The organism is Pseudomonas sp. Irchel 3H3 (genome assembly GCF_900187635.1).
GTDB lineage: Bacteria > Pseudomonadota > Gammaproteobacteria > Pseudomonadales > Pseudomonadaceae > Aquipseudomonas.
In genome coordinates, this window is record NZ_FYEC01000025.1 from 36,960 (window position 1) to 60,190 (window position 23,231).

22 protein-coding genes are annotated in these 23,231 nt (G+C 62.8%); 13 read left to right on the forward strand and 9 right to left on the reverse strand.

The window, feature by feature from the left end; all coding sequences use genetic code 11:
* The first annotated feature begins 13 nt into the window (after window positions 1–13).
* The 11 genes from CKW24_RS21930 (at window position 14) to CKW24_RS21980 (ending at window position 13,390) form a co-directional block, all read left to right on the forward strand.
* Window positions 14–1,204, forward strand: a complete 1,191-nt coding sequence (locus CKW24_RS21930; RefSeq protein WP_095170264.1) for a pyridoxal phosphate-dependent aminotransferase — start codon at window positions 14–16, stop codon at window positions 1,202–1,204.
* Complete coding sequence (locus CKW24_RS21935) at window positions 1,197–2,612, forward strand: aldehyde dehydrogenase family protein (protein WP_095170265.1); 1,416 nt, start codon at window positions 1,197–1,199, stop codon at window positions 2,610–2,612. Before CKW24_RS21930 ends, CKW24_RS21935 begins: the two co-directional genes overlap by 8 nt.
* A gap of 106 nt (window positions 2,613–2,718) precedes the next feature.
* A complete protein-coding gene (locus CKW24_RS21940) occupies window positions 2,719–4,320 on the forward strand; it encodes an ABC transporter substrate-binding protein (RefSeq protein WP_095170266.1) in 1,602 nt (533 codons plus the stop codon).
* A 165-nt stretch (window positions 4,321–4,485) separates the two neighbouring features.
* Entirely contained in the window at window positions 4,486–5,445 is a 960-nt protein-coding gene (locus tag CKW24_RS21945) for an ABC transporter permease (protein WP_095170267.1), read from the forward strand.
* Between the two features lie 3 nt (window positions 5,446–5,448).
* The gene (locus tag CKW24_RS21950) at window positions 5,449–6,288 is read left to right on the forward strand and encodes an ABC transporter permease (protein WP_095170268.1); all 840 of its coding nucleotides are present in this window, start codon (window positions 5,449–5,451) and stop codon (window positions 6,286–6,288) included.
* Window positions 6,289–6,290: 2 nt separating this feature from the next.
* A complete protein-coding gene (locus tag CKW24_RS21955) occupies window positions 6,291–7,937 on the forward strand; it encodes an ABC transporter ATP-binding protein (protein ID WP_095170269.1) in 1,647 nt (548 codons plus the stop codon).
* 9 nt (window positions 7,938–7,946) lie between these two features.
* Window positions 7,947–8,660 (forward strand): NAD(P)H-dependent oxidoreductase, encoded by a 714-nt coding sequence (locus tag CKW24_RS21960; RefSeq protein ID WP_095170270.1) that lies wholly within the window; start codon window positions 7,947–7,949, stop codon window positions 8,658–8,660.
* A 94-nt stretch (window positions 8,661–8,754) separates the two neighbouring features.
* A complete protein-coding gene (locus CKW24_RS21965) occupies window positions 8,755–9,645 on the forward strand; it encodes a universal stress protein (protein ID WP_095170271.1) in 891 nt (296 codons plus the stop codon).
* Between the two features lie 251 nt (window positions 9,646–9,896).
* A complete protein-coding gene (locus CKW24_RS21970) occupies window positions 9,897–11,000 on the forward strand; it encodes a polyamine ABC transporter substrate-binding protein (protein WP_095170272.1) in 1,104 nt (367 codons plus the stop codon).
* 66 nt (window positions 11,001–11,066) lie between these two features.
* Window positions 11,067–12,485, forward strand: coding sequence for an aminotransferase (locus tag CKW24_RS21975; RefSeq protein ID WP_095170297.1), 1,419 nt, complete (start codon window positions 11,067–11,069; stop codon window positions 12,483–12,485).
* Between the two features lie 53 nt (window positions 12,486–12,538).
* Entirely contained in the window at window positions 12,539–13,390 is an 852-nt protein-coding gene (locus CKW24_RS21980) for a LuxR C-terminal-related transcriptional regulator (protein WP_095170273.1), read from the forward strand.
* A gap of 9 nt (window positions 13,391–13,399) precedes the next feature.
* Here the strand turns inward: CKW24_RS21980 and CKW24_RS21985 are convergent, their stop codons facing one another.
* Together CKW24_RS21985 and CKW24_RS21990 are read right to left on the reverse strand one after the other, a co-directional pair.
* Window positions 13,400–13,771 (reverse strand): hypothetical protein, encoded by a 372-nt coding sequence (locus tag CKW24_RS21985; RefSeq protein ID WP_143501265.1) that lies wholly within the window; start codon window positions 13,769–13,771, stop codon window positions 13,400–13,402.
* Between the two features lie 3 nt (window positions 13,772–13,774).
* Window positions 13,775–15,289, reverse strand: a complete 1,515-nt coding sequence (locus CKW24_RS21990; protein ID WP_095170275.1) for a lipopolysaccharide assembly protein LapB — start codon at window positions 15,287–15,289, stop codon at window positions 13,775–13,777.
* Between the two features lie 296 nt (window positions 15,290–15,585).
* Between CKW24_RS21990 and CKW24_RS21995 the strand changes: the two genes are divergently transcribed.
* Both CKW24_RS21995 and CKW24_RS22000 read left to right on the forward strand, forming a co-directional pair.
* Window positions 15,586–15,858, forward strand: a complete 273-nt coding sequence (locus CKW24_RS21995; protein ID WP_095170298.1) for a CopG family ribbon-helix-helix protein — start codon at window positions 15,586–15,588, stop codon at window positions 15,856–15,858.
* Window positions 15,858–16,133 (forward strand): type II toxin-antitoxin system RelE/ParE family toxin, encoded by a 276-nt coding sequence (locus CKW24_RS22000; RefSeq protein ID WP_095170276.1) that lies wholly within the window; start codon window positions 15,858–15,860, stop codon window positions 16,131–16,133. The genes CKW24_RS21995 and CKW24_RS22000 overlap by 1 nt, the downstream gene beginning before the upstream one ends.
* Window positions 16,134–16,227: 94 nt before the next feature.
* Here CKW24_RS22000 and phnX read toward each other — a convergent pair whose 3' ends face one another.
* The 7 genes from phnX to CKW24_RS22035 all read right to left on the reverse strand — a co-directional run bounded on the left by phnX (window position 16,228) and on the right by CKW24_RS22035 (window position 23,182).
* Window positions 16,228–17,055, reverse strand: coding sequence for a phosphonoacetaldehyde hydrolase (gene phnX, locus CKW24_RS22005; RefSeq protein WP_095170277.1), 828 nt, complete (start codon window positions 17,053–17,055; stop codon window positions 16,228–16,230).
* 82 nt (window positions 17,056–17,137) lie between these two features.
* Entirely contained in the window at window positions 17,138–18,010 is an 873-nt protein-coding gene (locus CKW24_RS22010; protein WP_095170278.1) for a LysR substrate-binding domain-containing protein, read from the reverse strand.
* A gap of 40 nt (window positions 18,011–18,050) precedes the next feature.
* Window positions 18,051–19,346, reverse strand: a complete 1,296-nt coding sequence (locus CKW24_RS22015) for an MFS transporter (protein WP_095170279.1) — start codon at window positions 19,344–19,346, stop codon at window positions 18,051–18,053.
* A gap of 127 nt (window positions 19,347–19,473) precedes the next feature.
* Entirely contained in the window at window positions 19,474–20,565 is a 1,092-nt protein-coding gene (gene psrA, locus CKW24_RS22020) for an iron-containing alcohol dehydrogenase PsrA (protein WP_095170280.1), read from the reverse strand.
* A 135-nt stretch (window positions 20,566–20,700) separates the two neighbouring features.
* Entirely contained in the window at window positions 20,701–21,519 is an 819-nt protein-coding gene (gene phnE / locus CKW24_RS22025; protein ID WP_095170281.1) for a phosphonate ABC transporter, permease protein PhnE, read from the reverse strand.
* A gap of 2 nt (window positions 21,520–21,521) precedes the next feature.
* On the reverse strand, window positions 21,522–22,319 hold the full coding sequence (gene phnC / locus CKW24_RS22030) for a phosphonate ABC transporter ATP-binding protein (RefSeq protein ID WP_095170282.1): 798 nt from the start codon (window positions 22,317–22,319) through the stop codon (window positions 21,522–21,524).
* Window positions 22,316–23,182 carry a phosphate/phosphite/phosphonate ABC transporter substrate-binding protein gene (locus CKW24_RS22035; RefSeq protein ID WP_095170283.1) on the reverse strand — a complete coding sequence of 289 codons (867 nt, stop codon included), beginning with the start codon at window positions 23,180–23,182 and terminating at the stop codon, window positions 22,316–22,318. The genes phnC and CKW24_RS22035 overlap by 4 nt, the downstream gene beginning before the upstream one ends.
* Window positions 23,183–23,231: the final 49 nt, after the last annotated feature.

Sequence of the window (23,231 nt, forward strand, 5' to 3'; positions counted from 1 at the left end):
CGGAGGCAGGACCATGCGTTTTTCCGATCTGACCCAACGTATCGCCGGCGACGGCGCCGCCGCCTGGGATATTCACTACCGTGCACTGGCCTTGCGCGAGCAAGGTGCAGACATTCTGCTGCTGTCGGTGGGCGACCCGGATTTCGACACCCCGGCACCCATCGTCCAGGCCGCCATCGACAGCCTGCTGGCGGGCAACACCCACTACGCCGACGTGCGCGGCAAACGCACTCTGCGTGACGCCATCGCCCGTCGGCACCAGGCGCGCAGTGGCCAGGCAGTCACCACTGAACAGGTGATCGTCCTGGCTGGCGCCCAATGTGCGCTGTTCAGCGTGGCCCAGTGTGTGCTCAACCCGGGCGATGAAGTACTGGTCGCCGAGCCCATGTACGTCACCTACGAAGCCGTATTCGGTGCCTGCGGCGCGGTGGTGATCCCGGTGCCGGTGCGTTCCGAGAACGGCTTTCGGGTGATGCCCGAAGACGTCGCCGCGCGCATCACCCCGCGCACCCGGGCCTTGGCGCTCAACAGCCCGCACAACCCTTCAGGGGCCAGCCTGCCGAGAAGCACCTGGCAAGCCTTGGCCGAACTGTGCATCGGCCATGACCTGTGGCTGATTTCCGACGAGGTCTACAGCGAGCTGCTGTTTGACGGCGAACACGTGAGTCCGGCCAGTCTGCCGGGCATGGCAGAGCGCACGGCGACCCTCAACAGCCTGTCGAAATCCCACGCCATGACCGGCTGGCGGATCGGCTGGGTGGTGGCGCCACCGGCGCTGGCTGCGCACCTGGAAAACCTTGCGCTGTGCATGCTCTATGGCCTGCCGGATTTCGTCCAGGATGCCGCCGTGGTCGCCCTCGACAACCACTTGCCAGAACTGGCGGCGATGCGCGAGGCCTATCGCCAGCGCCGTGATCTGGTCTGCGCAGTGTTGGCCGATTGTCCCGGGGTGCGGGCGTTGAAACCCGATGGCGGGATGTTCGTGATGCTCGATATCCGCGCCACCGGGCTTAGCGCCCAGGCGTTTGCCGACCGTCTGCTGGATCGCCACGGCGTCTCGGTGCTGGCCGGCGAAGCCTTTGGCCCCAGTGCGGCCGGGCATATCCGTCTGGGCCTGGTGGTCGACAGCGAACAACTGCGCGAGGCCTGCCAGCGCATCGCCCGTTGTGCCCATGAATTGATGGAGGCCCAGGCCCATGCTTGAACACTGTTCGCTGTACATCGATGGCCGCTGGCTGACCCCGTCGGGGCAGGGCGTGGCCGAGGTGATCAACCCGGCCACCGAAGAACTCGCCGGCCGCGTGCCGCTGGGCGATGAGCGTGACGTCGAACTGGCCGTGGCTGCGGCGCGGCGGGCGTTTGGTCCCTGGTCACGTACCGCCTCCAGTGTGCGTGCCGGCTACATCCGCGCGCTGGCCGAGCAACTGCGGCTGCGGGCGGACGAGATGGCGGCAGTGATCACCAGCGAACTGGGGATGCCGGTGCAATGGTGCCGCTCGGTGCAAGTCGACGGGCCGATCATTGGCCTGGAGCAATACGCGGAGCTGGCGGGCCTGATGGATCAGGTCCGTGAGGTCGGCAACTCCCTGGTGATCCGTGAAGCAGTGGGCGTCTGTGCCTTCATCAATCCGTGGAATTACCCGCTGCATCAACTGCTGGGCAAACTGGCGCCGGCCCTGGCCGCCGGGTGCACGGTGGTGGTCAAGCCGAGCCAGGAAACCCCGCTGCACGCGTTCCTGCTGGCGCAGATGATCGAGGCCATCGGCCTGCCTGCCGGGGTGTTCAACCTGGTCAGCGGGCCGGGTTCGAAAGTCGGCGAGGCCCTGGCCAAGCACCCGGATGTCGACATGCTGTCGTTCACCGGCTCCACTGGCGCCGGAGTGCGCGTGGCCCAGGCTGCCGCACCGTCGGTCAAGCGGGTGTGCCTGGAGCTGGGCGGCAAGTCGCCGCTGCTGATCGCCGAGGACGCCGACCTGGCCGCTGCCGTGCAGTACGGCGTACAGGACGTGATGATCAACTCCGGCCAAACCTGCACCGCCCTGACGCGCATGCTCTTGCCCGCCCGTCGTTACGCCGAGGCGGTGGAACTGGCACGCGAGCAAACCCTTGGCCTGGCCATGGGTGATCCGCTGGATCCACAGAGCTTTCTCGGACCGATGTGCTCGGCGGCGCAACGGCGCACCGTGCAGGACTACATCCGGCTCGGCCAGGAGGAAGGTGCGCGGCTGGTGTGCGGCGGTGACCACGCGCCGGCGTTCGAGCGGGGCTACTACGTCACGCCGACCCTGTTCGCCGATGTCGACAACCGCATGCGCATCGCCCAGGAAGAGATCTTCGGCCCGGTGCTGTGCCTGATCCCCTACACCGATGAAGCGCACGCGTTGCAGATCGCCAATGACTCGCCGTTCGGCCTGTCCAGCGCGGTCTGGGCCGGCAGTGCTGAGCGCGCGTTGCACCTGGGCCGGCAACTGCGCGCGGGCCAGTGCTTTATCAATGGCGCGGCGTTCAATTACCAGGCGCCGTTCGGTGGCTATAAACAATCCGGTAATGGCCGGGAGTGGGGGGAAGAGGGGCTCAATGAATTCGTCGAAGTGAAGGCGATCCAGGTGTGACGGTTGACGCCCCACAGGGTGTTTGCACCGGGCCATGGCCCGGTGCCTTGCGTGGAGTTGGACCGGTAATCGATTAACAACGCAGCTTTTGATCAGAGGCCATGCAATGAGCGATAACAACAACAAAATTACTCAAGCGATCCATGCACATAGCTTCCCGCGCCGGGACTTCCTCAAGTACAGCGCGGCTGCGGCCGCCATGGCCGGTGCCTGCTCCATGGGTTTGCCGTTTGGCGCATTTGCCGAGGAGGCGACCCCCAAGCCCGGTGGCGTGCTGCGCCTGGGCCTGGCCGGTGGCAGCACCACCGACTCGCGCGATCCCGGCTCCTGGAGCGACACCTTCACCTTTGTCGGGTTCTCGGCGGTGTACAACACCTTGAGTGAAATCGCCGTCGACGGCAGCGCCATTCCGGAACTGGCGCTGAGCTGGGAGTCGAGCCCGGACGCGCGGGTCTGGACCTTCAAGTTGCGCCCGGGCGTGACCTTCCATAATGGCAAGAGCCTGAACAGCGACGATGTGGTGGCCTCGATCCAGCACCACCTGGGCGAGAAGTCGACATCGGCGGCCAAGACCGTGCTCGGCGATGTCGCCAAAGTCAGCGCCCAGGGCCCGGACAGCGTGGTGTTCGAACTGCACTCGGGCAACGCCGATTTCGCCTATGTGGTTGCCGATTACCACCTGGTGATCATGCCCAGCAAGGACGGTCTGCCGGACTGGCAGTCTGCGGTCGGTACTGGCGGCTATCGACTCAAGGACTTCGAACCGGGCGTGCGCATGACCCTGGAGCGCAGCCCCGACTACTGGAAACCCGGCCGGGCGCACTTCGCCAGCGCCGAACTGATCGCCATTGCCGATGGCGCCGCGCGGGTCAACGCCCTGGTGACCGGCCAGGTGGACGTGATCAACAAAGTCGACCTCAAGACTGTGGCGCTGCTCAAGCGCAACCCCAACCTGGTGATCGAGGAAACCAAGGGCGCCCAGCACTACACCTTTCCCATGTTGACCGACAGCCCGGTGTTCCAGAACAACGACGTGCGCCTGGCAATGAAGCACGCGATCAACCGCGAAACCCTGCTGGCCTCGGTGCTCTATGGCTATGGCCTGGTGGGCAACGACCACCCGATCCAGCCCGGCAGCCGGTTCATCAACAGCGCGCTGGAGCAACGCACCTACGACCCGGACAAGGCGCGTTTCCACCTGAAGAAGGCCGGCATGGATTCGCTCAAGGTGCGCCTGCAAGCGTCCGATGCAGCCTACACCGGGGCCGTGGACGCGTCGGTGCTGTTCAAGGAGCAGGCCCGAGCCGCCGGGATCGACATCGACGTGGTGCGCGAGCCAGCCGACGGTTTTTTCTCCAACGTGTGGATGAAGCAACCCTTCACCACCTCGTTCTGGTACAGCAGCCTGACCGCCGACCGCATGTTCAGCATCGGGTACGCCAAGGGCGCGGCCTGGAACGAAACCCACTGGGATAACCCGCGCTTCAACCAGTTGCTCAATGCCGCCCGGGGCGAGATGAACGAGCCGCTGCGCCGCGAGATGTACAACGAAATGCAGGCGCTGTGCCGCGACGACGGCGGGGCGATCGTGCCGTTGTTCGCCAGCTCCGTGGCGGCCCGTTCCAAGCGAGTCAGCCACGGCGGCCAGACCGCGCCGTATGGCGAGCTGGACGGGCTGCGGGTGATCGAGCGCTGGTGGCAGGCGTAAGAAATTCTCGAAGCGATGAAAATCCCTGTGGGAGCGAGCGCCCGCTTGCGGCTTGCTCGCGATAGCAATTGGTCAGGCAACATTGATTTTGAATGGACCGCCGCCATCGCGAGCAAGCCGCAAGCGGGCGCTCGCTCCCACAGTAGAAGAATAAGGAACCGCACGATGAGAAGTATTTTCAAGCTGTTGGGTCAGCGCCTGGCGCTGGGCCTGCTGTCGCTGTTCGCCGTATCGGTGATCATCTTCCTCGCCGTCGGCATGCTCCCCGGTGACATCGCCGAGGCCATGCTCGGCCAGTCAGCGACCCCGGAAACCGTGGCGGCCTACCGCGCGCAACTGGGCCTGGACATGCCGCCATTGACCCGCTTCGGCCACTGGATCTGGCAGTTGCTGCAGGGCAACCTGGGGGTTTCGCTGGCCAACCAGCGGCCGATCGCCGAGCTGGTCGGCAGCCGCCTGGGCAACACCTTCAGCCTGGCGCTGCTGGCGGCGCTGGTCTCGGTGCCGCTGGCCTTGTTGCTGGGCATGCTCGCGGCGTTGTATCGCAACAGTTGGTTCGACCGCTTGCTCAACACCTCGGCCTTGAGTGCGGTGTCGTTTCCCGAGTTCTTCGTGGCCTACCTGCTGATCCTGGTGTTCGCAGTCAAACTCAACTGGTTCCCGAGTATTTCCAACCTGGCTCCAGACGCCTCGCTGGGCACCATCCTCGAGCGCTCGGTGCTGCCGGTGGCGACCCTGAGCCTGGTGGTGATCGCGCAGATGATGCGCATGACCCGCGCCTCGCTGATCAACCTGCTGGCCAGCCCCTACATCGAAATGGCCCGGCTCAAGGGCATCAGCCCGTCGCGGATCATCTTTCGCCACGCCTTGCCCAACGCGCTGGCGCCGATCGTCAACGTGGTGGCGCTGAACCTGGCCTACCTGGTGGTGGGGGTAGTCGTGGTCGAGGTGGTGTTTGTCTATCCCGGTCTTGGCCAGTTGCTGGTGGACTCGGTGGCCAAGCGCGACATTCCGGTGGTGCAGGCCTGCAGCCTGATCTTCGCGGCCACCTACATCCTGCTCAATACCAGCGCCGACGTGCTGTCGATTGCCAGTAACCCACGCCTGATGCATCCGAAGGGGTAGACCATGAGCCTGCTTAAACAATTGCTCCGGGCACCGCTCCGGGCGCCGCTTAGCGCCCAGTTCGGCCTGCTGGTGATCGTGCTGTATGTCCTGGTGGCGCTGTTCGCCCCGCTGTTGGCGCCGTTCGGTGAAACCCAGGTGGTGGGCGAGGGCTTCGCGCCCTGGGGCGGCGAGTTCCTGCTGGGCACCGATAACCTCGGCCGCGACATGTTCAGCCGCCTGGTCTACGGTGCCCGCAATACCCTGGGGATTGCCTTCCTGACTACGCTGCTGGCGTTCCTGCTCGGCGGCTTGAGCGGGTTGGTGGCGGCGATCAAGGGCGGCTGGGTTGACCAGGGCCTGTCGCGGGTGGTGGACATCCTGATGGCCATCCCGCAACTGATCTTTGCCTTGCTGATCCTCAGCGTGGTGGGCACCACGGCCACCTCGCTGGTGCTGGTGATCGCGCTGCTGGATGCAACCCGGGTATTTCGCTTGTCCCGCGCGGTGGCGATGAACGTGGTGGTCCAGGACTTCGTCGAGGCCGCGCGGCTGCGGGGTGAGGGCCTGTGGTGGCTGGTGACCCGCGAGGTGCTGCCCAATGCCGCGGCGCCGCTGATTGCCGAGTTCGGCCTGAGATTCTGCTTTGTGTTCCTGTTCATCAGCGCGCTGTCGTTCCTCGGCCTGGGGATTCAACCGCCCACGGCCGACTGGGGCAGCATGGTGCGCGACAACGCGGTGCTGATCACCTTCGGTGACATCAGCCCCTTGCTGCCGGCCCTGGCCGTGGCGTTGATCACGGTGAGCGTCAACTTCGTCGTCGACTGGATGCTGCACAAATCCAGCGGTCTCAAGGAATGCTGATGATGAATACTGCCAAACCGCTGCTGGAAATCCGCAACCTGCACATCGAAGGTCACTACGAGGACGCCTGGCACCCGTTGATCAAGGGCATCGACCTGACCCTGCAACGGGGCGAGGTGCTGGGCCTGATCGGCGAGTCGGGGGCCGGCAAGTCGACGCTCGGCCTGGCCGCCATGGGCTACACCCGCGATGGCTGCCGGATCACCGGCGGATCGCTGCAGTTCGATGGCATCGATCTGTTGGCCGCCAAGCCCGAGACCTTGCGCAAGCTGCGGGGACTGCGCATTGCCTATGTCGCGCAGAGCGCAGCGGCGTCGTTCAACCCGGCCCATCGCTTGATTGACCAACACGTCGAAACCGCCGTGCAGAACGCCGGCATCAGCCGCGCGCAAGCCATGGCCGAAGCCGTCGAACTGTATCGGGTACTGCGCCTGCCCAACCCCGAGCAGATCGGCCAGCGGTATCCGCATCAGGTCTCCGGTGGCCAGTTGCAGCGGGTCATGACGGCCATGGCGATGGCTTGCCATCCGGACCTGATCATCTTCGACGAGCCGACCACGGCCCTGGACGTCACCACCCAGATCGAGGTGCTGGCGGCGATCCGCGATGCCGTGGCAACGTACGGCAGCGCTGCGATCTACATCAGCCACGACCTGGCGGTGGTGGCGCAGATGGCCGACCGGATCATGGTGCTGCGCCACGGCAAGCTGGTGGAAGAGGCCCAGACCCGGCAAATGCTCGACGCCCCGCAGCAGGACTACACCAAGTCGCTGTGGGCGGTGCGCAGTTTTCGCACCGAACCCAAGCCCTTGCCGCAGCAGGAACAGCCGTTGCTGGAATTGCGCAACAGTTGCGCCAGCTATGGCCAGCACCCGGTACTGCACGACGTATCCCTGAGCCTGTACCGTGGCCAGACGCTGGCGGTGATCGGTGAGTCCGGCAGCGGCAAAAGCTCCACTGCGCGCTTGATCACAGGCCTGCTGCCACCGACGGCCGGGCAGGTGCTGTACGACGGCCAGCCGCTGCCGGCGGATTTTCGCCAGCGCAGCAAGGAGCAACTGCGCAAGATCCAGATGATCTACCAGATCCCCGACACGGCGCTCAACCCGCGCCAGCGCATCGTCGATATCATCGGCCGGCCGCTGACGTTTTACCTCGGGCTCAAGGGCCAGGCCATGCGCGCCCGCGTGGCCGAGTTGCTGGAGATGATCGAACTCGATCCGGCGACGTTCATGGAGCGCCAGCCCCGGGAACTGTCCGGTGGGCAGAAACAACGGATCTGCATCGCCCGGGCGCTGGCGGCCGATCCGCAACTGATCATTTGCGACGAAGTGACCTCGGCCCTCGACCAACTGGTGGCCGAGGGTGTACTGAAACTGCTCAACCGTATTCAACAACAGCTCGGCGTCGCCTACCTGTTCATCACCCACGACGTGGCCACGGTGCGGGCGATTGCCGACGAGGTGCTGGTGATGCAAAGGGGCAGGGTAGTGGACCACGGCTCACGTGATGCCATCTTTACCCCGCCGCACCAGGACTACACCGGGCTGCTGTTTTCATCCGAACCGCAAATGGACCCCGACTGGCTCGACCGGTTGCTGGCCACGCGCGCTGCACACCCTTCAACGCCGACGCTTGCAGACGTCTAAGGAATCATCATGAAAGTATTGATCGTCCACGCTCACCCCGAACCGAACTCCTTCACCGCGGCCCTGCGTGACCAGGCCGTGACCACCCTCAAGGCCCAGGGCCACGAGGTGCAGGTCAGCGACCTGTACGCGATGAACTGGAACCCGGTCGCCAGCAGCCAGGACTTTTCCTCGCGGGAAAACCCCGATTACCTGGTCTACGCCCTGGAACAACGCCTGGGGGTCAAGAGCCAATCCCTGGCCGCGGACATCCAGGGCGAGCTGGACAAGCTGTTGTGGGCCGACTTGCTGATCCTCAACTTCCCGATCTTCTGGTTCTCCGCCCCGGCCATGCTCAAGGGCTGGATCGATCGGGTGCTGGTGTCGGGCATTTGCTATGGCGGCAAGCGTTTTTACGATCAGGGTGGGTTGGCCGGGAAGAAGGCGCTGGTGACGGTGACCTTGGGGGGGCGTGAGCACATGTTCGGCGACGGTGCGATTCACGGCCCGCTGGAAGACATGCTGCGGCCGATCCTGCGCGGGACCTTGGCCTACGTTGGGTTTGATGTGCTGGAGCCGTTTGTCGCCTGGCACGTGCCTTATATCAGCGATGAGGCGCGCCAGACGTTTCTGGTGGAGTACGACCAGCGCCTGCAGCACCTGGCGGATGAACAGCCCCTGGTGTTCCCGCGACTGGCCCAGTTTGACGAGCAGTTGTATCCGCGGCCCCCAACTATGGCCTGACCAGCCATCGGCCTTGATCGGGATCAATACGCTAAACCCCCACGGGTGCAGTCTTGGGTCAATACTGAACATAACTTCATCCGAGAATCCGACCATGAGCCAGTACCAACGCCTGCTGCTGATCATCAACCCGGCCCTGCGCCAGTCGCCGGCCATCCAGCAGGCGGGTGCGCTGGCCGGGGCCAGCGGTGCGAGCCTGCACATCGTCGGGCTGATCAAGTCCCTGGGCATCCTTTCCCTGCTGGAGGGCGATGACTGGGCCAGCGCACGGGCCAGCTATCTGCAGGAACAGGACCTCTGGCTCCAGGCGCAAGCCCATCAACTGCGAGTCAGCGGGGTTGAGGTCACGGCCTACACCACGTGGTCCGAAGACGTCAGGAGCGACATCCTGCAGCACGTCAGCGAACTGCAACCGGACCTGCTGATCAAGCAAGTGCAGCAGGAACCGTTGCTCAAGCGCACCTTCTTCACCCCGATGGACTGGCACCTGCTGCGCTATTGCCCGGTGCCGACCTACCTGGTGGGCGACCAGGCCCAGGCCTTGCCGCGCAAGATCGTTGCGGCCATCGACAGCGCCAATGACCAGCCACAGAATCAAAAGCTCAACGAGCGGATCCTCAAGCAGGCCGAACGCCTGGCGTTGCAATGCGATGCCGAACTGCACCTGGTCACAGCCTGCGACATAACCGCCGATTTTCTGGGTGACCTGGGCGCTGCCGGGTTGGCGTTGAGCGACTTGACCCGGCAATTGCGCCAGGACCTGGAAAACGCCTTCCTCAATACCGCCGAGCATTTTGGCGTAGCGCCGGAGCACCGGCACTTCATCAAGGGTGATCCAGTCCAGGTGCTGGCCGAATTCGCCCATCAGAACCAGGTCGATGTACTGGTGCTGGGGCGCAATCAGTCGCGAGGCCTGGAAAAACTCATCGGCAGCACCACCGAGCATCTGCTGTACCAGGCGTCCTGCAGCGTGCTGGCAGTCTGACGGATATCCCTGTAGCCGCTGCCGAAGGCTGCGTTGGGTTGCGTAGCGACCCCCAGCGGATGTATTGCCGAGTTGAATGAACGTCGTGCGGTCGTTGACGCAGCCTCGCGCTGCTCGACAGCTGCTACGGTTCTGCGTTTGGGGGGCGGTCGTCCACCCCCATTCGGGGTATGGTGCCGTTGCGTCAATCCGCCAATAGTAAGCACGTCCGCTCATCCAGAGCCGAGTCTGCTTATAAGGTGGAATGTGCAATGCGCAAGGCACTACACGTGTTTTCCAGTCTGTTGCTAGCTCCCTTGTCCTGGGCGGTGCATGCCGCCGAGGTGAACGATGCCCACACGCTGCGGCTGTACAACTGGGCGGACTACATCGGTGAAAGGACCCTGGCCGACTTTGAACAGGCCACGGGGATCAAGGTCATCTACGACACCTTCGATGCCTACGAGACGGTGCAGGCCAAGCTGCTCACCGGCCACTCCGGTTACGACCTGGTGGTGCTCAATGCCTCCCTGGTGCCGCCGCTGATCAAGGCCAAGGTGTTCCAGCCCCTGGACAAGCAGCAACTGCCGGGCTGGAGCAACCTGGACCCCAAGGTGCTGCAGGACCTGCAGGGCTACGATGCCGGTGTGGCCTATTCGGCGCCCTACACCTGGGGCAGCAATGGCGTGACCTACAACGTCGACATGATCAAGGCCCGCATGCCCGATGCCCCTATCGGTTCGCTGGCGATGATCTTCGATCCCAAGATTGTCTCGCGCTTCGCCGACTGCGGCGTGACCCTGATCGATGCGCCCACCGAAGTCATCCCCCTGGCATTGACCTACCTGGGCCGTGACCCCCGCAGCGCCGCGCCGGCCGACCTCAAGGCCGCCCAGGACCTGCTGCTGTCGGTGCGACCCTACATCAAGAAATTCGACTCGGTGAACTACCTCACCAGCCTGCCCAATGGCGATGTCTGCATGGCGATGACCTGGTCCGGCGATTACGCCACCGCCCAGGCCCGGGCGGAGGAGGCCAAGCTGAAGATCAACCTGGCGTACTTCGTGCCCAAGGAAGGCTCGCTGATCTGGTTCGACAATATGTACATCCCCAGTGACGCGCCCCACGTGGCCAACGCCCACAAGTTCCTCCAGTACCTGTTGCAACCCCAGGTAATGGCCGACGTCAGCAACTACATCCACTACGCCAACAGCAACCAGGCCGCCACCCCGTTGCTGCAGCCCGAGGTGCGTGACAACCAGGCGATCTACCCCGACGCGGCCACGCGTGAGCGGCTGTTTGCGCAGAAGACCCAGGATGCCAAGGACATGCGCGCCATCACCCGGGTCTGGAGCACGGTAAAGACCGGGCTCTGAACCAGTGTCGGCTCGTCCCACCTTGATTATCCCAGCTGATTGATCATCACCTTCGAGACCTTTGCCATGACCACACCCAACGCCGAGTTCTTCAACCAGTTCGATAACGCCCAACTGGTCAAGGCCGACAAGGCCCACCACATGCACGGCTACCACGTGTTCGATGAGCACCGGCAAAACGGCGCGCTGAACATCGTCGCCGGCGACGGCGCGTATATCTACGACAGTGAAGGCCAGCGCTTTCTCGATGCGGTGGGCGGCATGTGGTGCACCAACATCGGCCTGGGCCGCGAGGAAATGGCCCTGGCGATTGCCGATCAGGTCCGGCAACTGGCGTACGCCAATCCGTTCTCCGACATGGCCAATGCGGTGGCAATCGAGCTCTGCGAAAAACTTGCCAGCCTGGCCCCCGGCGATCTCGACCACGTGTTCCTCACCACCGGTGGTTCGACCGCGGTCGACACCGCCTATCGACTGATCCAGTACTACCAGAACTGCCGTGGCAAACCACAGAAAAAACACATCATTGCCCGCTACAACGCCTATCACGGCTCGACCTGCCTGACGATGTCGATCGGCAACAAGGCCGCTGACCGGGTGCCAGAGTTCGATTACGCCCATGAGCTGATCCACCACGTCTCCAACCCCAACCCGTACCGTGCCCCGGATGGTATGGACGAGGCGCAGTTCCTCGAGTTCCTGGTCCAGGAGTTCGAAGACAAGATCCACAGCATCGGTGCCGACCGGGTCGCGGCGTTTTTTGCCGAGCCGATCATGGGCTCCGGCGGGGTGATCATTCCCCCTGAAGGTTATCTGCAGCGCATGTGGCAGGTGTGCCAGGCCCACGACATCCTGTTTGTCGCCGATGAAGTGGTGACCTCGTTCGGCCGCCTGGGCAAGTGGTTCGCCTCCAGCGAGCTGTTCGGCGTGCAGCCGGACATCATCACCACCGCCAAAGGCCTGACCTCGGCCTACCTGCCGCTGGGGGCGTGCATTTTCTCGACGCGGATCTGGGACGTGATCGCCGAGCCCGGCCAAGGGCGCTGCTTCACCCACGGTTTCACCTACAGTGGCCATCCGGTGTGTTGCACCGCGGCGCTGAAGAACATCGAGATCATCGAGCGCGAGAACCTGCTGGCCCACGTGCAGGAGGTGGGCAGCTACCTGGAACAACGCCTGGCAACCCTGCGTGGTTTGCCGCTGGTGGGCGATGTGCGCTGCGAGAAACTCATGGCCTGCGTCGAGTTCGTGGCCGACAAGGCCAGCAAGGCGCTGTTTGCCGACGAGGTCAACATCGGCGAGCGGATTCATCTGCGGGCCCAGGCCAAGGGGTTGCTGGTGCGGCCGATCATGCACCTGAACGTAATGTCGCCGCCGCTGATCATCACCCATGCCCAGGTCGACGAAATCGTCGAGACCCTGCGCGCGTGCATCCTCGAGGTCGCCGCCGAACTCCAGGCCCTGGACCTGTACGCCGGGCGATGAGCAGCCGCGGCCTGCCTATGCGCGGTCCTGGCTCACCGGCTAGACTGCGCGGCATGAGCAAAGCCCAGGACCACACACTGATCGCCATGCCCTGGCGTGCCCTGCATCAATGGCACGCCGGGCTGGCGCACGCCTTTACCCGGATCGATACGGCGGATGCGTTGCGCTACCTGGCGCAGGCCTTGGGACACCTGGTGTCGGTGGAATCGGTGATGATCAGCCTGGAGCGCAAGGACCAGCCACCCCAATCCTTGTACCTGCAAGGCATTCCCGAGCAGTACCGGGAGTCGGTGATCGAACGCTATTTCTCCGGCGGTTACCTGCTCGACCCGTTCTGCCTGGCGGTGGAGCAGGGCCTGGCGGAAGGCTTCTATCACCTGGAAGAAATCGCCCCCGACGACTTTTTCGACAGCGACTACTACAAGGCCTACTACCTCAAGGGCGGTTGTTCGGAAGACAGTTATTTCATTGTCGATGTCGGCAATCAGAGCAAGGTGTCCCTGAGCCTGTTCCAGGGCTTTGGCGGCCAGGCCTTGAGCACCGGGCAACTGGACCTGCTGCGCGCAGTCGAGCCTATGGTCCGCCAGTTCATCCGCCAGTTTGCCCAGTGCAACCGGCTGATCACCCAACAGGAGGCGGTAGCTGCACCTGCGACGGTCGATCTAAAACCGAGTATCCAGCACGCCTTCGAGCATTTCGGTTGTGAGGTGCTGACCGAGCGTGAGCGTGAAGTGGCGCACATGGTGCTGCGCGGTCACTCGGTCAAGTCGACGGCCAACGAACTGCGGATCGCCGCAGAAACCGTGCGCATGCACCGCAAGAACCTGTACCTGAAGTTGGCGATCAACTCCCAGTCCGAGTTGTTTGCGCTGTTCATCGAGTGGCTGCGCCAGGACCGCATCTGATAAGGTGGTTTAACTTTTGATCAGTACTCTGACTTCACCGTGCTTATCCACGACGCCGGTTATTTTTTTGGTTAGCGTGTAGCTACCACCATCGTCATTGCTGTTTCTATCATCGAGCTCAACGGTGATCTGTTCTCCCGGCGCGTACCCGGTGGTTCTTATAAGAAGCCCCGAAACATCGCCACTGGACAGGCTGTGGATTTCGGCAGAAAAATCACGCTTCATCCACTGCGCCGAGATGATTTTTTTACCATCCGATTCAGGTGCTGTTTTCAGTACGGCTGCTGCGGCCGGGAGCGGGTCAGGATAAATGACATTGCTACAGCCTGCTGTTAGCACGCTGAGCAAGAAGATCATGGTGTGCCAGTTCAATCTGTTCATTTTCTACACTGGCCTCGCAGGGGCATCGGTCATGCGGACCAAGGTATCGATTATCTTGCGCATATTCTCAAACACCTCGTCTTGGGCCTTTGCAGCGGATTTGAATTTCCCTAGTTCGGGAAATTTCCCCCCAAGTGAGTGGGGCGCGGCCCAGCTCTGTATTGCCCGGTACTCGGAACCGATGCTGAAATAGAAATAGAGTTGGTAGAAGAGCCAACCGCGATCGTTGGGGTAACGCTGTGCGAACTTGGCCATTTGTCGTTGCGCCTCGATGTAGGAGGCCAGGGTTTTTTCGTCCAACCCTCGGTCATCGTAAAACCTGGCCATAGTTTCGTGGCTGGCGACCAAGTCCATCTGCCACTGCGCATTGCTCGGCTCCACTTCAATCAGCCGGGTTCGTATTGCCAAGGCTTGGGCATAATGAGCCAGCACTTCTGCCTCTAGTTTTGCGCCTGGCCCATTGTTGTCGTTTTTAATCGCTGCAAAATCCATGTGCGCCACTGCAAGTTCGCGTTGCCATTGGTTGTTGCCAGGGTCCAAGGCAGCCAAATCCTGGTACAAGCCAAATTGATCGGTCACGGCGTCACGTGCTGCTGCCCATTTCCCGCGCATTACCAGGGCTTCGCCGATCTTGCCGAAGGTCACTGCCAACTCGCGGACGAACAGTGGATTGGTTTCATTGCTCCTGAGCACTTTTATACGTATTGCCAAGGCCTCATGGTATTCAGCGGGCAAGGTGCCGGTCATTGAATTCACCCGGTCCGCAATTTCCTCGTAGGTTGCCGCGAGATCGCGTTGCAACTGCTGGTTACCAGGCGCTGACTTTGCCAGGCGCAGCAGAATATCCAGGGCCGGCTGATAGTAGGCCCTGACTTCTTCGACCCCCACATGGCCCGGGTTGGTTCTTGTGTAGTTCACCGCGAGTGCTTGTTGCCACTTGCTGTTGTTGGGCTGCAAGGCGACCAGTTGTTGGTAAACGATACGGGCCCTGGTGAAATAACGTCGGGCAGCGTCCCGGTAGGTCCAGAGTATTTGCTCCGAGTCTGCTGCCGCTCCAGGTTCCAGGCGTTGTACCTTGGGCATGAGCTTACTGGTGTAAGGGTGGGCCTTCAGGTTGTTCCGGGCCAGCTCCAGAGCAGCCCTGTATCCTGCGTTGTACGGAAACAGCTGCTTCGCTCTCAGGGTTTGCAGGTCACCCATGCGATCCAGCGCCACGGCCAGCGCATACTGTGCATCGGTATCACGCGGATGTTGTTCGGCGTAGGTGGACGCCGCAATCACCTGCGTATTAGCGCGCTGCAGTTCGGTGTTTGTTTGAAAAACCTGATGATCTCCAAGATTGCTCGGTTGAGCGCTGGCAAGCGCTGCCGTCGTCAACAAGCCAAGTAGCATTGTTGCCATGAAAAGAGACTGCTGCCATTTGCGCAAAGCGCAGGCTGATTGACCAATAGGCAGGCGAAATGGGCCTTCTAGTGCGGGCAAAAGATATGGGTTATTCGCTTTTGTCTTGAAATTCATCTTGATGCTTCCGTGCAAATAACTCGCAATCCTATGGGTCACACTAAATTAGCTCATTTCCTACGCACATTGGGGAAGGGGCAGCCCAAACTGATCTCAAGGCTTGACGATTCGAGGTTATTAACTATGATTAATCTTTGATCATAATGATGCATTACGATTCGTGATGTGGCCCGGCACGACAAAGGCGAGGACAAGCAATTGATGACTCGCTTCAACCAGGCATGACGCTTGCGCCGCGCCACTGGCGGCCAAGTGCCCAAAAAATAGCATTTCGCTGCATTGGAGTAATGATCATGGTTACTACCGCCAAGACCCGATCCGTCACGGCTCATGTCCCTGTGCAACTGGCTGAGAAGGTCGATTTGATGGCTGAGCGCCTTGAACGCTCCAAGAACTGGATCGTCAAACAGGCCCTTTCTGCCTGGATTGACCAAGAAGAAGAACGCAGTCGCCTGACCCGAGAGGCCTTGGCTGATGTGGACGCCGGCCGGGTAATTGACCACCAGGCTGTCCAGGCTTGGGCCGACAGCCTGAGTACAGAATCCCCGCTGCCAGTGCCGCGCTGATGGAGTTGAAGTGGACCAGCAAGGCGCTTTCCGACATTGCCCGGCTGTATGAGTTTCTGGCCGCGGTGAACCAGCCCGCCGCCGCGCATACGATTCAACAGCTCACGGCTGCTCCTCGTACGTTGCTGACAAATCCACGCATTGGCGAACGGCTTGAAGAGTTTCAGCCACGGGATGTGCGCCGAATTATTATCGGCCACTACGAGATGCGGTACGAGATTCAGGGTTCCACCCTCTATCTGCTACGCCTGTGGCACACACGCGAGGATCGATAATGCGTGGATCGGACACATAAAAAACACCGATGGGGTGACAGCGTACCGGGGCAACCCGCCACCCGATACGCTGCAAGTTGAGGGTTTGCGTGGCTCAGGCGCCTTGCGGCGTTTCACCCCGTGCCAGGCGGGCGTTGATCTGCTCGATCACTGCCGGCAGCTCGGCAATGGTGTCGATCAGATAGTGCGGGCGGGCGCCTTCGAAGGTTTGGCTGATGCGGGCGTGTGCTTCGGCCAGTTGCTCGGGGCTCAGTGCCTGGAACTGTTCGTAGGTCAAGCCCAGGGCGTTGCCGGAGCAGGTCAGGGCGACTGTCCACATGCCGGCGCTGCGGCCTTCGAGGATACCCGGCCAGGTGTCGTCGACCTTGACGCATGCGGCGACGTCGCTGATTCCCAGGGCGATCACGTTAGCCAGGGCCTGTGCCGGATACGGACGGCCGTTGGGCACTTCGTCGGTGGCTACCACATGGTCGGCGACGTAGCCGTTGGCCCGGGCCAGCTCTACCACCTTGGCCATCACCACCGCCGGATAGCCGGAGCAGGATCCGATTTTCAGCCCCTGCTCGCGTAGCGCGGCGATGGCCTCCAGGGCGCCTGGGATCAGGGCTGAGTGCAGGGCGATTTTGTCGATCTGCAGCGGCATGAACCGTTCATAGAGTGCAGTGACGTCTGCATCGGTCGGCAGGCGGTCGAACACGGCACGGTAACGTTCGGCAATCTGCGGTTGATTGCACAGCGTGCGGATGTGGTCCCACTTGCCCATGCCCATCGGGCCACGGGCCTCTTCCAGGGACACGGCAACGCCGAACTCGGCAAAGGCTTCGACGAAAATCTGCGTGGGGGCAAAGGAGCCGAAGTCGACGACGGTGCCGGCCCAGTCCAGGACCACGGCTTGCAGGTGGCTCGGTTGTTGATAGTGCATGGTAGATCTCCAGTGTGTGGGTAGGGGGTGGCCGTCCTTCGTGCAAGGAAGTAGGGCGCAAAGGTCATTGGCTACGGTGTTGTCAGGTGGTCGGTATCGGGCTTGAGTCGAACAGCTCGGCGATCATTGGCCGGTTGCGGCGGATGCCCAGGCAGCACAAGTGGTAATCGATAGCGAACGGGTGATCGACGAAGGTGATGGGTTTGGTGCCCGGGGTCTGGGCGTACTCGACAGCCGAGACAAAACCAATGCCGATGCCCTTGGCGATGGCGTGGACAATGGCTTCGCGGCTGTTCAATTGCATCACGCAGTTGAGTTCGACGTTCAACCGCGTGCAGCTTTCCTCCACCAGTTGCCGGGTCCGCGAACTCTTCTCGCGCAGCACCCATTTCTCGGCACTGATCTGCTCGACATGCACCTGTTCCTGCTGCGCCCAGGGATGGTCGTCACGGACCACCGCGATGATCGGGTAGCGCCGGTACAGCTGGGTGTCGAAACGCTGGTCGAACTCGGACAGGGCGAGGATCGCCACGTCGATGTCGAAATTGAACAGTCGCGCCAGGGTCTCCTTTTCCGGGCTGAAGGAGGTTTCCAGCTCGATGTCCGGATGCTGCTGCATCAGTTCATAGGTCAGGTTCATCGCGATAGGCGGCGAAACAGCCCCCAGGCGCAACATGCCAGTCTTGCGTTGCTTGAAACTGTGCAGCAGTTGCACGGCTTCGTCCTCCTGGCCGAACAGGCCCTGGGTAATCCCGTAAAGCTGGTGCCCGGCGGAACTCATGTCGATAAAGCGACCACGGCGGTGGAACAGTTCCACCGAGAACTTCTTCTCCAGGGCGTTGACCTGCTCGCTGACCGTTGGCTGGCCGATGCACAGGTATTCGGCCGCCAGGGTGAAGCTGCCAGTCTTGGCCACGGCGTGAAAGGAACGGAGCCACTTGTGGTACTGGTACATGAGTGCGCCTGCCTGTGAGTCGAAACGGGGTGCCGAGCCATCAACGCCGGATGAACAGTGCGACCAATGCACTGCACAGGCAGGCCGAGGTCACCACGATGAAGATCAGCGAGGTATTGCCGGTACTGTCGAGCATACTGCCGATCAGGGGTTCCGCCAGGCCAGCGAACAGATAGGAGGAAAAGTTCATCACCCCAGTGGCCGTGCCCGCCCGCTTGGCGCCGACCAGATCCGGGCACAGCGCCCAGAAGCTGGAGGCCGGGCCATAGACGAAGAACCCGCAGAGGAACAGCGCCACCAGGCCGATCATGCTGTGGGGCGGCAGGCTCCACATCCACAGGCTGGTCGCCGCGCCGAGGAACATGTAGAGCATGATCGCCAGGTAACGCTTGGAGCCGAACAGCTTGTCCGACACCCAGCCATTGGTCAGCGCGCCGATCGCCATGCCCACGGGCAGGGCCACGGTGATCCACTTCGGATCCACCAGGCTGTCGCCACTTTTCCAGTCGGCACCGAGAAAATGTACCGGCACCCAGACGATCAGGCCGTAGCGGGCGGCGTTCTGGAAGCCCAGGGACACCGCGGCGATGATCAGCCGGGCATTTTTCAGGACTGCCTTGTAGCGCTGCGCGGAAGTTTCGACCTCGCCTTGCGCCACCTCATGCTGTTTGTCGGCGGCATTGGCCACACCGGTGTCGGCCAGCGGTTCGAAGCCCAGGTCTTGCGGGCGTTCACGGGCAATCAGGTAGAACAGGATACCGCCGGCCAGCATCAGCAACACCGGCAGACGGAAGATCCAGCGCCACTCCAGTTGCAGCACCTCCAGCACCACGATCGAGGTCACGTAGGACAGCACTGAGGCGCACCCGGCGGCAAACACATAAAAGCCGTAGACCTTGCCGCGCTCGCCAGCGCTCCACCAGTTGGAGATCAGCCGGCTGCCCGGCGCCCAGCCCAATGCCTGGAAGTAACCGTTGATGCCCCAGGGCAGGATCAGGCTGGCAAACCCGGCAGAGAAGCTGGTCACCCAGTTGGCGCCGCAGGACAGCACGGCGCCCAGGGTCATGATTCGCCGGCCACCGAACTTGTCGGCAAGGTTGCCATTGATGGCCTGGCCGATGGCGTAGGCCCAGAGCATGGCGGCCGACACCCAGCCCAGGGTTTCCTTGCTCAGGCCAAACTCGGCCTGGATCCCTGGAATGGCAAAACCGAAGGTTTGCCGGCCGGTGTAGAAAAACAGGTAACAGAACATCGCCGCCAGCAACATGCGCCACTGGGCGACGCGGAACGAGGCCGTGTGGGTAGCGATACCAGGCAGGGTTTGGGCACGATTCATGATCTTTTCCTTATTATTGTTCGCCCCTCGAGCCATCGCCCGAGGGTGACACCGATTTACCGGTGCCGCAGGAAATCGCCGCGGCCGGTGGCGCCGCAGGCAGTGCGTGTTGAGGTAAAAGCTGGATCTAGGCCGCTTGGCAACCGATGAAGTTCTTGCCGCGCGCGCCCTGCAGGGCGAACTGGATGATGGCCTCGGCGTCCTGGGCGGTGACGCCGTAGTCGGCAAACTCGGTCTTCACCCCGACGCTGTGCAACAGGTCGCGCAACTGGGCCTGGGCCTTGGCCAAGTCGGTGCCGAAAACCCGCTGCAGGGTCTGGTCGCGCTCCTGGTCGTGACCCCAGGCCAGGCCCAGCACCAGGGGCAGGGTGAAGGAGCAGGCGATGCCATGGGGCAGGCCGTGGCGCAGGGTCATTTCATAGGAAATGGAGTGGGCCAGTGCGGTCTTGGTGTTGGAGAACGCCATGCCCGCCTTGAGGGCGGCCAGGGCCATGCGCGAGCGCAGTTCCTGGCTGGACAGGTCGCGCAGCAACCGAGGCAGGCATTCGAGGATGTCCTCGATGGCCGCCACGGCGAAGGTGTCGGAAATCGGGTTGGCGTTGACGTTCCAGATTGCCTCCAGGGCATGGGACAAGGCGTCCAGGCCGGTGGAGACGGTGACGCTGGCTGGCACCGTCAACATCAGTTGCGGGTCGATGATCGCCACTTTGGGCCAGGTGCAGTCCAGGTGCAGCGAGTATTTCTTCAGGCTGGCGCTGTCCCAGATGGTCGCCCAGGGCGTGACTTCGCTGCCGGTGCCGGCGGTGGTAGGCGCGGCGATCAGCAGTTTGCTGCGGGCCGGGACAAAGGGCTTGCCGGTTGCCAGCAGGGTCAGCAACTCGTCGAAGCTCCCCGATTCGGTACCGACAATCAGCGCCTTGGCGGTGTCGATGGCGCTGCCTCCGCCCACGGCGATGACCATGGCGCAGTCGCCGGCTTCGGCCCAGAAGCGTTCATAGGTGTCGCGCAGATGCGCCACGTCGGGATTGGGCTGCACGTCTTCGATCACGTAGACCAGGCGATCACCCAGCAGCTCTTCGATCCGCGCCACCAGGCCCAGCCCGCGCGCTTCGGGGAAGGTCACCAGGGCGACCTTGTGCTGTTCGGTAATCGCGGCCAACTGTTGCAGGCTGCCCCAGCCGAAACGAGTGTCTACCGGGTTGTGGAATCGGGCGGTCATCAGGGAGTTCCTTATTGTTGTTGGCGAAGTGGCCCCATACTCAGGGGCACTCGCCAACAGCTCAAATCGATAAATCGCAGGTTTGAATCGGCTGGACCGATAACAGCCGGCAGCCGAAGGTGCGGCCAGCGCGGTTTAATGGTTGGAACCGCGCTGGATCGCATTGCGCAGCCTGCCGGACACCGCGTCGGCGATGACCACCATCAAGGTAATGACGATGATGCAGGTGGCGGTTTGTTCGTACTTGAACAGCTTCAGGCTGCTTACCAGCTCGAACCCCAGGCCGCCGGCGCCGACCATGCCGAGCACGGTGGCCGAGCGCAGGTTGACCTCGAAGCGGTAGAGGATCACTGCGATCCAGGCGGTAATCACCTGCGGCAGGACGCCAAACACAATCACCTGCAACGGCCGTGCCCCGGTGGCCTGCAGGGCCTCGATGGGACCCTGGTCGATTTCCTCGATGCTTTCGGCGAAGAACTTGCCGAGCATGCCCATGCCATGCAGCGCCAACGCCAGCACACCGGGAAAGGGCCCCAAACCCACCGCCGAGACAAAGATCAGGGCGAGGATCAGTTCGTTGATGCTGCGGGTGACGTTGAGAAACTGTCGCGTGGCGTGGAATACCAGGCGGTTGCGACTGAGGTTGCGCGCCGCCAGGAACGACAACGGAATCGCCAGCAGCACGCCGAGCAGGGTGCCCCAGATCGCGATCTGCAGGGTTTCGATGGCCGGTGCCAGCAAACGCGGGAGAATGCTCATATCGGGGGGCATGGTGCGGGCGAGGAAGTCGCCGATTTGCGGCAGGCCGCCGGCCAGTTCCGCGACGCTGAGCTGCGCGCCCTCGGCGCTCCAATGCAGGGTCAGCACCACCGCCAGCACCAGCGCCGCGGTAGTCAGCCAGCTCCGCGCGCTGCGCGGCCGGTCGACGGTCCACAGGTAGTTGTTCGGTTGCATGCTCAAGCCCTCGGTTCGCTGCACGGCACCAGCGCCAGCGCGCTGGTCGTCGGTGGCACTTCAGGTGCTGGTTCCTGGCCAGGGTAGATGCGTTGCAGGTCAGCCTCGCCCATGCTCGCCGGGTGGCCGTCGAACACCAGGCGGCCGTGGGCCAGGCCGACAATCCGGTCGCCAAACTCACGGGCGTAGTCGACCTGGTGCAGGTTGCACAGCACGGTGATCCCCAGTTCCCGCGATGCATCGCGCAGGTACTGCAACACCAGGCGTGCGGTCTTGGGGTCGAGGCTGGCCACCGGTTCGTCCGCCAGGATCACCTGGGGACACTGGGCCAGGGCGCGGGCGATGCCGACCCGTTGCATCTGCCCGCCGGAGAGGGCGTCGGTGCGCTCGCCGGCCTTGTGCTCCAGCTCCACCCGTTGCAGGCATTGCCTGGCCAGGGCAACATCCGCCCGGCGGAACAGCTGCAGCACCGAGCTGAAGGTGGACACGGCGCCCAGGCGTCCGGTCAGGACATTCTTCAGCACGCTCAGGCGCGGCACCACGTTGTGGTGCTGGAAGATCATCGCCACCTGGCGGCGCAGCGTGCGCGGATCGCGGCAGGAGCGGGCATCGATGCCGGCCACCTGCAGGGTGCCGGAGTCGGCCTGGACCAGGCGGTTGATGCAGCGCAGCAAGGTCGATTTGCCGGCGCCGGATTGCCCCAGGATCACCACGAACTCGCCTTGGCCGACGTCCAGGTCGATACCGCGCAGCACTGGGTTGCTCCCGTAGTGCTTGGTCAATTGGCGGATGCTGATCATTTCATGCTCCGCAAATCCAGATCGAGCACCTTGGCGGTGTCGCGAACCACGTCGTAGGCGGCGTCGCTGGTGGGCTGGAAGCCGTCGAGCACGCCCTGGTCACCCCACGGCACATCCTTGATCGAGGCCAGGGCACTGGCGACCTTCTGTTGCAGGGCCGGGTCCAGGTCCTTGCGCCAGACCATCGGCGACTCGGGAATCGGCCGCGAACTCCAGACCACCTGGAATTCGTCCTGCTTGACCAGGCCCTTGCTCACCGCGCTGGCAAAAATCCGGTCGGCTACCGCAGCGGCATCCACCTTGTGGTTTTCCACGGCGAGGATGCTGGCATCGTGGGAGCCGGAGAAAATCACCCGGGAAAACAGCTGCGCCGGGACGAACCCGGCTTGCTCCAGGCCGGCCTTGGGGAACAGGTGGCCGGACGCCGAGCTGGGGTCGACAAAGGCGAAGGTACGGCCCTTGAGGTCGGCCAGCTCGCGGATGCCGCTGTCCTTGCGCGCGACAATCACGCTCTTGTAGGCGCTTTGCCCGGTTTTGCGGGTGACGGCGACCGCGAAGGCTTCGACCTCGGCCACCGAGGTGGCGAGGACGTAGGAGAATGGCCCCAGGTACGCGACGTCGAGCTTGCCGGCGCGCAGCGCTTCGATGATGCCGTTGTAGTCGGTCGCGACAAAGGGCACCACCGGCATGCCCAACCGGGTTTGTAGGGTATCGAGCACCTGTTTGCTGGCTTCGATCATCGCCTGCGAGTCTTCGGAGGGGATCAGGCCAATGGTCAGTTGGTCTTTGGCGCAGGCCAGGCCGGCGGCGGTCAGGGCGAGGGCGATGCTGGCAACACGCAGGAATGAGCGAAGAGGTTTCATGGCAATCCAGGGAGTGGTTTGGAGTTGCCTCAGGCTAGAAGTGTCACGT

What these genes read in the sequence shown, in the direction of transcription:
- CKW24_RS21930 (WP_095170264.1), top strand. Translation starts at nt 14, where the DNA reads ATGCGTTTTTCCGATCTGACCCAACGTATCGCCGGCGACGGCGCCGCC.
- CKW24_RS21935 (WP_095170265.1), top strand. Translation starts at nt 1,197, where the DNA reads ATGCTTGAACACTGTTCGCTGTACATCGATGGCCGCTGGCTGACCCCG.
- CKW24_RS21940 (WP_095170266.1), top strand. Translation starts at nt 2,719, where the DNA reads ATGAGCGATAACAACAACAAAATTACTCAAGCGATCCATGCACATAGC.
- CKW24_RS21945 (WP_095170267.1), top strand. Translation starts at nt 4,486, where the DNA reads ATGAGAAGTATTTTCAAGCTGTTGGGTCAGCGCCTGGCGCTGGGCCTG.
- CKW24_RS21950 (WP_095170268.1), top strand. Translation starts at nt 5,449, where the DNA reads ATGAGCCTGCTTAAACAATTGCTCCGGGCACCGCTCCGGGCGCCGCTT.
- CKW24_RS21955 (WP_095170269.1), top strand. Translation starts at nt 6,291, where the DNA reads ATGAATACTGCCAAACCGCTGCTGGAAATCCGCAACCTGCACATCGAA.
- CKW24_RS21960 (WP_095170270.1), top strand. Translation starts at nt 7,947, where the DNA reads ATGAAAGTATTGATCGTCCACGCTCACCCCGAACCGAACTCCTTCACC.
- CKW24_RS21965 (WP_095170271.1), top strand. Translation starts at nt 8,755, where the DNA reads ATGAGCCAGTACCAACGCCTGCTGCTGATCATCAACCCGGCCCTGCGC.
- CKW24_RS21970 (WP_095170272.1), top strand. Translation starts at nt 9,897, where the DNA reads ATGCGCAAGGCACTACACGTGTTTTCCAGTCTGTTGCTAGCTCCCTTG.
- CKW24_RS21975 (WP_095170297.1), top strand. Translation starts at nt 11,067, where the DNA reads ATGACCACACCCAACGCCGAGTTCTTCAACCAGTTCGATAACGCCCAA.
- CKW24_RS21980 (WP_095170273.1), top strand. Translation starts at nt 12,539, where the DNA reads ATGAGCAAAGCCCAGGACCACACACTGATCGCCATGCCCTGGCGTGCC.
- CKW24_RS21985 (WP_143501265.1), bottom strand. Translation starts at nt 13,771, where the DNA reads ATGAACAGATTGAACTGGCACACCATGATCTTCTTGCTCAGCGTGCTA.
- CKW24_RS21990 (WP_095170275.1), bottom strand. Translation starts at nt 15,289, where the DNA reads ATGAATTTCAAGACAAAAGCGAATAACCCATATCTTTTGCCCGCACTA.
- CKW24_RS21995 (WP_095170298.1), top strand. Translation starts at nt 15,586, where the DNA reads ATGGTTACTACCGCCAAGACCCGATCCGTCACGGCTCATGTCCCTGTG.
- CKW24_RS22000 (WP_095170276.1), top strand. Translation starts at nt 15,858, where the DNA reads ATGGAGTTGAAGTGGACCAGCAAGGCGCTTTCCGACATTGCCCGGCTG.
- phnX (WP_095170277.1), bottom strand. Translation starts at nt 17,055, where the DNA reads ATGCACTATCAACAACCGAGCCACCTGCAAGCCGTGGTCCTGGACTGG.
- CKW24_RS22010 (WP_095170278.1), bottom strand. Translation starts at nt 18,010, where the DNA reads ATGTACCAGTACCACAAGTGGCTCCGTTCCTTTCACGCCGTGGCCAAG.
- CKW24_RS22015 (WP_095170279.1), bottom strand. Translation starts at nt 19,346, where the DNA reads ATGAATCGTGCCCAAACCCTGCCTGGTATCGCTACCCACACGGCCTCG.
- psrA (WP_095170280.1), bottom strand. Translation starts at nt 20,565, where the DNA reads ATGACCGCCCGATTCCACAACCCGGTAGACACTCGTTTCGGCTGGGGC.
- phnE (WP_095170281.1), bottom strand. Translation starts at nt 21,519, where the DNA reads ATGCAACCGAACAACTACCTGTGGACCGTCGACCGGCCGCGCAGCGCG.
- phnC (WP_095170282.1), bottom strand. Translation starts at nt 22,319, where the DNA reads ATGATCAGCATCCGCCAATTGACCAAGCACTACGGGAGCAACCCAGTG.
- CKW24_RS22035 (WP_095170283.1), bottom strand. Translation starts at nt 23,182, where the DNA reads ATGAAACCTCTTCGCTCATTCCTGCGTGTTGCCAGCATCGCCCTCGCC.